This window comes from Cellulomonas algicola, assembly GCF_019024305.1.
GTDB classification, from domain to species: domain Bacteria; phylum Actinomycetota; class Actinomycetes; order Actinomycetales; family Cellulomonadaceae; genus Cellulomonas; species Cellulomonas algicola.
The window spans coordinates 265,292-273,874 of record NZ_JAHKSJ010000017.1 but is presented as its reverse complement, the minus strand read 5'-3'; the positions used below and the strand labels follow the sequence as shown (position 1 = coordinate 273,874).

Sequence of the window (8,583 nt, the reverse complement as noted above, 5' to 3'; positions counted from 1 at the left end):
CTGCGGCGCGGCCGGGCGCGACGTCGCGGTCGGCCACGCGGGCGCGGACGGGGCGGCGGGCGGCTGCGCACCCGCGGCCGGGCGAGGCGCGCTCGTCGGGTCGAGCGTGGTGTCGCGGCTCGACCGGCGGGACCGCGCCGGCTGGTCGTCGGCCGGCTGCGACCAGGACGGCACGCCGGAGCCACCCGTCGTCTGCTCGCGCATGGCGCGACGGGACGACTGCCCCTGAGCGGCCTCCTGCTCGGCGGCGGCGCGCTCGAGCTCGCGGCGACGCCGCCGCTCTCCCGGTTCACTCATGACTGACCTCGATACAACCTGTGCTTCGCGATGTACTGGACCACCCCGTCGGGGACGAGGTACCAGACCGGCTGGCCGGCGCGTGCCCGCGCGCGGACGTCGGTCGAGGAGATCGCCAGGGCGGGGATCTCCTGGATGCTCACACGGTCGGCGGGCAGGCCGTCGACCGACAACGTGTGACCGGGACGGGTCACCGCCACGAAGTGCGCCGTGGCGAACAGCTCCTCGGCATCCTTCCACGTGAGGATCTGCTCGATCGCGTCGGCACCCGTGATGAAGAAGAGGTCGGCGTCCGGGCGCAGCGTCTTGAGGTCGCGGAGCGTGTCGACCGTGTAGGTCAGCCCGGGACGCTCGATGTCGACGCGGCTCACGGTGAACCGCGGGTTCGACGCCGTCGCGATGACGGTCATCAGGTAGCGGTGCTCCGCGACCGTGACGTCCTGCTCCTGCTTGAACGTCGGCTGGCCCGTGGGGACGAAGACGACCTCGTCGAGGTCGAACCGGTCCGCGACCTCGCTCGCGGCGACGAGGTGCCCGTGGTGGACGGGGTCGAACGTGCCACCCATCACCCCCAGGCGGGGTCGCCGCTGCGTCATCGGACCGGTGCTCCCCGCCGCGCTCAGTGGCGGGTCCCGACGCTCCGGAACGCGAAGGTGAACAGCAGCATGGCGACGAGGCCGACGAACGCCCCGACCCCGAAGACCACGGGCGAGAACGGCAGCTCGACGGCGTGCTCGGCGGCTTCCTCGGCGGCGGCGATCAGTGCGCTGTGCACGGTGTTCCTCCTGTGGGGTTGTCGGGGAGCGACAAGTGTCGCACGACGCGCTGTGGCGTCAGGGCCGGACGTGCCCGTCGCCCTGCACGACCCACTTGGTGGTCGTGAGCTCGGCGAGGCCCATCGGGCCGCGGGCGTGCAGCTTCTGGGTGGAGATGCCGATCTCGGCGCCCAGGCCGAGCTGTCCGCCGTCGGTGAACCGCGTCGAGGCGTTGACCATGACGGCCGCGGAGTCGACCTCGGCGACGAACCGCTCGGACGCGGCCAGGTCGCGCGTGACGATCGCCTCGGTGTGCCCCGAGCTCCACGTGCGGATGTGGTCGAGCGCCTCGTCGAGGTCGTCGACGACGCGGACCGCGAGGTCGAGCGACAGGTACTCCTTCGCCCAGTCCTCGTCGGTCGCGGCGACGACGGACACCTCCTCGGGCGCGAGCCGCAGCGTCGTCTCGTCGCCGTGGATCGTCACGCCGGCGTCCGCGAGCGCCGCCAGCGCGACGGGCAGGAACTCGTCGGCGACGCCCTCGTGCACGAGCAGCGTCTCCGCGGCGTTGCAGACGCCGACGCGCTGGGTCTTGGCGTTGAGCAGGATCGGCAGCGCGACGGACAGGTCGGCGCTCTCGTCGACGTAGACGTGCACGTTGCCGACGCCGGTCTCGATCACGGGCACCGTGGACTCGCGCACGACGGTCGCGATGAGGTCCGCTCCCCCGCGCGGCACGAGCACGTCGACGAGCCCGCGCGCGTGCATGAGCGCGACGGCACCGGGACGACCCCACGCGTCGATGGACTGCACGAGGTCGCCGGGGAGGCGCTGCGCGACGAGCGCGTCGGACAGCACGCGGACGATGACCTCGTTGCTGTGGGCCGCCGCGGACCCGCCGCGCAGGATCACGGCGTTGCCGGACTTCAGCGCGAGGCCGGCGGCGTCGACCGTCACGTTGGGCCGTGCCTCGTAGATCATGCCCACGACGCCCATCGGGACGCGCAGCTGGCGCAGCCGGAGGCCGTTCGGCAGCGTCGAGCCGCGCACGACCTCGCCGACCGGGTCGGGCAGGCCCGCGAGCTCGCGCAGCGCGTCGGCGATCGCCGCGACGCGCTCGTGCGTGAGGGCCAGGCGGTCGAGGAGCCCCGGGGAGATGCCGTCGGCGCGGCCCCGGTCCAGGTCGAGGGCGTTCGCGGCCACGATCTCGGCGGTGGCGGCGACCAGCGCGTCCGCGAGCGCGTGCAGCGCGGCGTCCTTGGTGGCACGGGTCGCGGTCGCGAGCGCACGCGACGCGACCTTGGCGCGCTGCGCCACCTCGCGGACCTGCGCGGCGACGTCCGTCCCGGCGGCGTCGTGCAGCGGTGCCTCGAGCGATGCGGTCATCCCGTCAGGGTAGACCGCGGGCGTGCTCGTCGGTCCGCGCATCCACCACCCGGCCGTCGCCCTCGGCGCGGTCGTCCGCAGGCGGCACCTCGAGGGCGAACGCGAGCAGCGTGCCGCCGTCGACGACGCGCGTCTCCCGCTCGGGCACCCGCACGAACCCGAGCCCCTCGTACAGGCGGTGGGCGCCCGTCATCCGCGGCCCGGAGTTCATGACGGCGCGCGCCAGGCCGCGCGCCCGCGCGAGGTCGACGACGAACCGCGTGAGCAGCGTCCCGATGCCGCGGCCGCGCGCCGCCGGGTCGACCGCGAGCAGCCGGAAGTCCAGCTCGCCGTCCTCCCCGAGCGGCGAGATGTGGCGGCCGGCGCGCGGCGTCGCGACCGTGCCGAGCAGCGCGCCGGTCGCCACGTCCTGCGCGACCCACACCTCGTGCTCGGCCGCCCGCGACGCGACGTCGGCCAGCGACGCCCGGTAGGTGTCGCTGAGCTCGTAGTCGTGCGCGTAGGCCGCGACGGACAGGCGGGCCACCTCGTCGTGCTCGTGCGGCTCGACGAGGCGCACGACGATCCCGCCGTGCCGCGTCCCGCCGACCCGGTCGGTCGTGGGTGCGCTCACGCGGACGGCTCCCCCGCCGTGACCTCGTCGACCGGGAGCCCCGCGTCCTTCCACGCGGGTGCGCCGCCCTCGACGTGCACGACGTTCGTGAAGCCGCGCGCGCGCAGCTCGGCGGCCACCGGTCCGGAGCCGCGGACCGACCCGCACACCACGACGATCGGCGTGTCGAGCGAGACGACGGGCGCGACGCGCGCGGCCGACGCGAGGTCGAAGTCCGTGTCGACGGCGTACCGGTCGACGACCGTCGCGCCGGGGATCGCGCCGGTGCGCGCGCGGCCGGCGTCGCTGCGGACGTCGACGAGGACGGCTCCGTCGGCGACGCGTGCGGCCGCGTCGGCGGGGGTGACGAGCGGCGCGAGCGCGCCCGCGGCCTCGAGAGAGAGGTCCTCGGCGGGGGCGGTGGATCGGGTCATGAGGGGCTCCTGGGGGTGGCGGTCGGCAGGACGGGTCAGCGGGGTCGGCGTGGCCGGGCGCACGAACGGGCGGGCGGCTCAGCGCAGCGGGAAGCCGCGGTCGTGCAGGTGCTCGCGCAGCCGGTCGCGGCCGTTGAGCGCGTGCGGGCCGGACAGCCGGGCGAGCAGCCGCTCGACCCAGGAGTGCGCGAGGCCTTCGTCGGCGTAGAACGCACCGATGCGCCGCTCGTAGTCCTCGACCGCTTCGTGCGCGATCTCGTCGTAGACCTCGTGGTGCAGCACGGCCGACTGCGGGAGCCGCGGCTTGACGCGCGTGCCCTCGGCGGGGTCCGGGTGCCCGACGACGAGCCCGAAGGCCGGGAACGCGTGCGCCGGGAGCCGGAGCAGCGCGGACACCTCGGCCGGGTGGTTGCGCAGCGCCCCGATGTAGACGGTGCCGAGCCCGAGCGACTCGGCGGCGAGCGTCGCGTTCTGCGCGGCGAGCGCGGCGTCGACGAAGCCGACGACGGCCGTCTCGAGGTACTCGGCGCCCGCGGTGGGTGCCTCGTGCCGGGCCGCGACGGCGTGTGCGCGGGCGAGGTCGACCAGCCAGACGAGCAGGACGGGCGCCTGCACGACGTGCGCCTGCCCACCGGCGAGCTCGGCGAGGCGCGCTCGGGTCGCGGCGTCGCGGACGGCGACGACGCTCCAGAGCTGGAGGTTCGAGCTGGTGGCGGCGGACTGCGCGGCGGCGACGAGCGTCCGGATCGTCGCGTCGTCGACCTCGTCGGGCAGGTAGCGGCGGACGGAGCGGTGCGCGAGCTGCTGCTCGACGACCGGCGACGTGCGCAGGTCGACGGCGAGCGGCGCGGCGTACCGCTCGTGAGCGAGGCGAGCGGTGTCGCGGACGTCGATGCTCATGGGCGGCTCCTCGGTCGGTGCGTGGCTGCGCGCAGGGTCGACGCAGGACAGCCGGCAGTCAACGCCCGCGCGGGGTCGTCTCAGGCGGCGGGACGCACGTGAGACGCCGTGTCCGGATCGTGGGACACGCACGCCGGACCGTTGACCGCCCCCGGCCGCGTTCCTACGTTCCGGGCCGGTCACGAGACCCGACGACAAGCCCTGGCTGGTCGGGCAGCAACCCTCCGGACGTGGCGGGGTGCTCCAGGTGATGACCCGGCACGGCACCCCCGTCGTGCAAGCACGGACGACCGACGCGCGCACCGTCCCGCGCACCGAAGGAGCACCCATGACGCCCGCACCGCACGCCCCGGCGGTGACGCCGTGACGCGGTACCTCGCCCGCCGGCTCGGCCTCGCCGTGCTCGTGCTGTGGGCGGCGTACACCGTGTCCTTCGTCGTGCTCTACGCGCTCCCCGGCGACCCCGTGTCGATCATGTACGGCGGCGACTCGTCCGACGTGACCCCCGAGCAGCTCGACGCGCTGCGCGCCGAGTACGGGCTCGACCAGCCGCTGCCCGTGCAGTACCTGACGCAGCTGCTCGACGCGGTGCGCGGCGACCTCGGCACGTCCGTCGTGAGCAAGCAGCCGGTCACGACGCTCCTCGCCCAGGCGATCCCGCCCACCGCCGCGATCGCGGGGGCCGCGCTGCTGCTCGCGGTCGTCGGCGGCGGGACGCTCGCGGTCGTCGCGACCGCGACGCGCAACCGCGCGCTCGCGGGGTTCCTGCTGTCGCTGCCGCCGCTCGGTGTCGCGATCCCGTCGTTCTGGTTCGGCCTGACGCTCGTGCAGTGGTTCTCGTTCCAGCTGCCGATCTTCCCCGCGCTCGGCAACCAGGGGGCCGCGTCGATCGTGCTGCCCGCCGTGACGCTCGCGCTGCCGACGTCTGCGATCATCGCGCAGCTGTTGTCGCGCAGCCTCCTGCACACGCTGCGCGAGCCGTACGTCGACACCGCGGTCGCCAAGGGCGCGGGCCGGGTGCGCGTGCACCTGCGGCACGCGCTGCGCAACGCGGCCCTGCCCGCGCTCACCGCGACGGGTCTGGTCGTCGGAGGGCTGCTGTCCGGCGCGGTCGTGACCGAGACCGTGTTCTCCCGGGCCGGGCTCGGGCGCCTCACCGCGACGTCGGTCGCCTCGCAGGACATCCCCGTCGTGCAGGGCGTCGTGCTCGTCGCCGCGACGGTCTACGTGCTCACCCACCTGCTCGTCGACGTGGTCTACCCGCTGCTCGACCCGCGCATCGTGACGGGCGGTCGTGCGGCGGGCGTCACGCCCGAGCCCGACGACGCGGGCCGTCCGGCCGCCGACGCGCACGTCACGCCGCCGCCGACCACCGCGCCCGCGGAGCACGCCGACGCCGTCCCCGCCGGAGGTGCGCGATGAGCACGATCGACAGCCTCACCGGCTCAGGCCCGTCGCGCCCCGACGGGTTCGTCCCCACGGCGCTCGACCCGGGCACGCGCGCCGACGACTTCACCGCGACGGCCGCCGACCGGTTCGCCGACGCCGTCCGCGAGCACGACGACGAGCTCACCCACCGCGGCCCGTGGCGGTCCCGCGTCGAGGACCTCGCCCGCCGGCCCGGCCTGGTGCTCGCGCTCGTGTGGTCGCTCGCGGTCGTCGTCGCGGCCTTCGCGCCGTCGCTCCTCGCACCCGGTGACCCGCTCGTCGGGGTGCCGGCCGACAAGCTGCAGCCGCCGTCGGCCGCGCACTGGTTCGGCACCGACCAGCTCGGCCGCGACCTGTACACGCGCGTCGTGCACGGCACGCCGCTCACTCTCCGGGCCGCGCTCGTCGCGGTGCTCGTCGGGCTCGTCGTCGGCGCGCTCGTCGGGCTCGTCGCGGGGTTCGTCGGCGGTCTCGTCGACGACGTCGCCATGCGGGTCGTCGACGTGCTCCTGTCCATCCCCGCGCTGCTGCTCTCGCTCGCGCTCATCACGGTGCTCGGCTTCGGCTCGGTGAACGTCGCGATCGCCGTCGGCATCGCGAACGTCGCGGCGGTGAGCCGCATCATGCGGTCCGAGGTGCTGCGCGTGCGGACGTCCGGGTTCGTCGAGGCGTCGCAGGCGGGCGGCAGCCGCTGGTGGACCGTCCTGTTCGGCCACGTCCTGCCGAACTCCGTCGGACCCGTCGTCGTGCTCGCCGCGCTCGAGCTCGGCGGTGCGGTCCTCGCGGTGTCGTCGCTGTCGTTCCTCGGCTACGGCGAGCCGCCCCCCGCTCCCGAGTGGGGCTCGCTCGTCGCGGGCGGCCGCGACTTCCTGCGCACCTCGTGGTGGCTGACGACGCTCCCCGGCCTCGTCGTCGTCGCGACCGTGCTCGCCGCGGGACGGATCTCCCGCGCGCTCGACGGCGACCCCGGGAGGGCCCGATGACCGCCACGACCTCCGCCGCGCCGGCCGCGGGCGCCCCCACCGCCGAGCGCCTGCTCACCGTGGGCGACCTCGCGGTCTCCTACCGCACGCGCCGCGGCGACGTGCACGCCGTGCGCGACGTCTCGCTGCACGTGGACGCGGGCGAGACCGTCGCGGTCGTCGGCGAGTCGGGCTCGGGCAAGTCGACGACCGCCGCGGCCGTCGTCCGCCTGCTCGCGCCCGCCGCACGCATCGCGTCGGGCACGATCGACCTGCTCGGCCACGACCTCGCGACCGCGTCGCCGCGCGTCCTGCGCACCGTCCGCGGCGCGCTCGTCGGCCTCGTCCCGCAGGACCCGACCGTGTCGCTCAACCCCGTCACACGGATCGGCGACCAGGTCGCCGAGGCGCTCGTCGTGCACGGGCTGGCCGACCGCCGCGGAGCCGCCCGCCAGGCCGTCGAGGCGCTGCGCCGCACCGGCCTGCCCGAGCCCGAGCTGCGCGCACGGCAGTACCCGCACGAGCTCTCGGGCGGCATGCGCCAGCGCGTGCTCATCGCGATCGCGCTCGTCGCGAAGCCGCGCCTGCTCGTCGCCGACGAGCCGACCAGCGCGCTCGACGTGACGGTCCAGCGCCGGATCCTCGACCACCTCGACGAGCTCACCGCCGCGACCGGCACGGGCGTCCTGCTCATCACGCACGACCTCGGTGTCGCCGCCGATCGGGCCGACCGGATCGTCGTGATGTCCCGCGGTCGCGTCGTCGAGGCGGGGACGCCCGACGAGGTCCTCGGGTCGCCGCGCGAGGCGTACACGCGCGCGCTGCTCGCGGCCGCCCCGTCGCTGCGAGGCGCGCGGCGCGCGACAGCCGTCCGTCCGGTGACCGTCCCCGCGGCGCGCGTCCCTGCGGAGCGCGTCCCCTCGACGGCCGGCGGCCCGGCGAGCACGCCCGCACCGCCCGCGCTCGAGGTGCGCGGGCTCGTCAAGCACTTCCCGCTGCCGCGCTCCGGTCGGGACGGGACGGGCGTCCTGCGCGCCGTCGACGACGTGTCCTTCGCGGTCCCGCGCGGCCGGACGCTCGCGCTGGTCGGCGAGTCCGGGTCGGGCAAGTCGACGACAGCGCGCCTCGCGCTGCGCCTCACCGAGCCGACCGCCGGGACGGTCCACGTCGACGGCACCGACGTGACGCGCGCCCGCGGCGCCCAGCTCCGCGCGCTGCGGCGCCGGCTCCAGGTCGTGCAGCAGAACCCGTACGCGTCGCTCGACCCGCGCTGGACCGTCGAGCGGATCGTCACCGAGCCGCTGCGCGCGTTCCGCGTCGGCGACCGGCGCGAGCGCGCCGCCCGTGCGGCCGAGCTGCTCGACCTCGTCGCGCTCCCTGCGTCGGCGCTGCACCGCCACCCGGCCGAGCTCTCGGGCGGTCAGCGGCAGCGCGTCGCGATCGCTCGGGCGCTGTCCGTGCGGCCCGACATCGTCGTGCTCGACGAGCCGGTGTCCGCGCTCGACGTGTCCGTGCAGGCCCAGATCCTCGACCTGCTCGCCGACCTGCAGCGCGACCTGGCCGTCTCGTACCTGTTCATCTCGCACGACCTCGCCGTCGTCCGGCAGGTCGCGCACGACGTCGTCGTGCTGCGGCACGGGCGGGTCGTCGAGCACGGCGACGTCGAGTCGGTGTTCGCGCGTCCCTCCCACCCGTACACGACCGAGCTGCTGGAGGCGATCCCCGGCGTCTCCGTGCGGGCCGAGCACCGAGGAGGTGAGCGATGACCGCCTGTTGTCCCGGCCGTCGCCGCCCCCGGCGTTGACCGCGCCCCCGCCCCGCAGCACCCT

General features: G+C 75.6%; 9 protein-coding genes, 1 pseudogene and 1 riboswitch. Of the genes and pseudogenes, 3 read left to right on the top strand and 7 right to left on the bottom strand.

Going from position 1 to position 8,583, the window contains the following annotated elements; genetic code table 11:
* The 7 genes and pseudogenes from KOV94_RS14600 to KOV94_RS14570 all read right to left on the bottom strand — a co-directional run.
* Nucleotides 1–297: pseudogene (locus KOV94_RS14600) on the bottom strand (hypothetical protein); the annotation flags it as partial.
* Complete coding sequence (nadD, locus tag KOV94_RS14595; protein WP_218052432.1) at nucleotides 294–893, bottom strand: nicotinate-nucleotide adenylyltransferase; 600 nt, start codon at nucleotides 891–893, stop codon at nucleotides 294–296. The gene nadD and the pseudogene KOV94_RS14600, both read right to left, overlap by 4 nt.
* Nucleotides 894–916: 23 nt before the next feature.
* Nucleotides 917–1,072, bottom strand: coding sequence for a hypothetical protein (locus KOV94_RS14590; RefSeq protein ID WP_218052431.1), 156 nt, complete (start codon nucleotides 1,070–1,072; stop codon nucleotides 917–919).
* Nucleotides 1,073–1,130: 58 nt separating this feature from the next.
* Nucleotides 1,131–2,438 carry a glutamate-5-semialdehyde dehydrogenase gene (locus KOV94_RS14585; protein ID WP_218052430.1) on the bottom strand — a complete coding sequence of 436 codons (1,308 nt, stop codon included), beginning with the start codon at nucleotides 2,436–2,438 and terminating at the stop codon, nucleotides 1,131–1,133.
* A gap of 4 nt (nucleotides 2,439–2,442) precedes the next feature.
* The gene (locus KOV94_RS21320) at nucleotides 2,443–3,051 is read right to left on the bottom strand and encodes a GNAT family N-acetyltransferase (protein WP_218052429.1); all 609 of its coding nucleotides are present in this window, start codon (nucleotides 3,049–3,051) and stop codon (nucleotides 2,443–2,445) included.
* Nucleotides 3,048–3,464, bottom strand: coding sequence for a rhodanese-like domain-containing protein (locus tag KOV94_RS14575; protein WP_218052428.1), 417 nt, complete (start codon nucleotides 3,462–3,464; stop codon nucleotides 3,048–3,050). Before KOV94_RS14575 ends, KOV94_RS21320 begins: the two co-directional genes overlap by 4 nt.
* A gap of 78 nt (nucleotides 3,465–3,542) precedes the next feature.
* On the bottom strand, nucleotides 3,543–4,364 hold the full coding sequence (locus KOV94_RS14570) for an NADPH-dependent oxidoreductase (RefSeq protein WP_218052427.1): 822 nt from the start codon (nucleotides 4,362–4,364) through the stop codon (nucleotides 3,543–3,545).
* Nucleotides 4,365–4,541: 177 nt separating this feature from the next.
* Nucleotides 4,542–4,653, top strand: a riboswitch (SAM riboswitch).
* A 74-nt stretch (nucleotides 4,654–4,727) separates the two neighbouring features.
* Here KOV94_RS14570 and KOV94_RS14565 point away from each other — a divergent pair.
* Genes KOV94_RS14565 through KOV94_RS14555 form a run of 3 tightly spaced genes read left to right on the top strand, consistent with a single transcriptional unit; the run spans nucleotide 4,728 to nucleotide 8,520 of the window.
* Nucleotides 4,728–5,786, top strand: a complete 1,059-nt coding sequence (locus KOV94_RS14565) for an ABC transporter permease (RefSeq protein ID WP_218052426.1) — start codon at nucleotides 4,728–4,730, stop codon at nucleotides 5,784–5,786.
* The gene (locus tag KOV94_RS14560; RefSeq protein WP_218052425.1) at nucleotides 5,783–6,775 is read left to right on the top strand and encodes an ABC transporter permease; all 993 of its coding nucleotides are present in this window, start codon (nucleotides 5,783–5,785) and stop codon (nucleotides 6,773–6,775) included. The genes KOV94_RS14565 and KOV94_RS14560 overlap by 4 nt, the downstream gene beginning before the upstream one ends.
* The gene (locus KOV94_RS14555) at nucleotides 6,772–8,520 is read left to right on the top strand and encodes a dipeptide ABC transporter ATP-binding protein (RefSeq protein ID WP_218052424.1); all 1,749 of its coding nucleotides are present in this window, start codon (nucleotides 6,772–6,774) and stop codon (nucleotides 8,518–8,520) included. The genes KOV94_RS14560 and KOV94_RS14555 overlap by 4 nt, the downstream gene beginning before the upstream one ends.
* Nucleotides 8,521–8,583: the final 63 nt, after the last annotated feature.

Coding starts and splice junctions, on each gene's coding strand:
- nadD (WP_218052432.1), bottom strand. CDS start 893: ATGACGCAGCGGCGACCCCGCCTGGGGGTGATGGGTGGCACGTTCGAC.
- KOV94_RS14585 (WP_218052430.1), bottom strand. CDS start 2,438: ATGACCGCATCGCTCGAGGCACCGCTGCACGACGCCGCCGGGACGGAC.
- KOV94_RS14575 (WP_218052428.1), bottom strand. CDS start 3,464: ATGACCCGATCCACCGCCCCCGCCGAGGACCTCTCTCTCGAGGCCGCG.
- KOV94_RS14570 (WP_218052427.1), bottom strand. CDS start 4,364: ATGAGCATCGACGTCCGCGACACCGCTCGCCTCGCTCACGAGCGGTAC.
- KOV94_RS14560 (WP_218052425.1), top strand. CDS start 5,783: ATGAGCACGATCGACAGCCTCACCGGCTCAGGCCCGTCGCGCCCCGAC.
- KOV94_RS14555 (WP_218052424.1), top strand. CDS start 6,772: ATGACCGCCACGACCTCCGCCGCGCCGGCCGCGGGCGCCCCCACCGCC.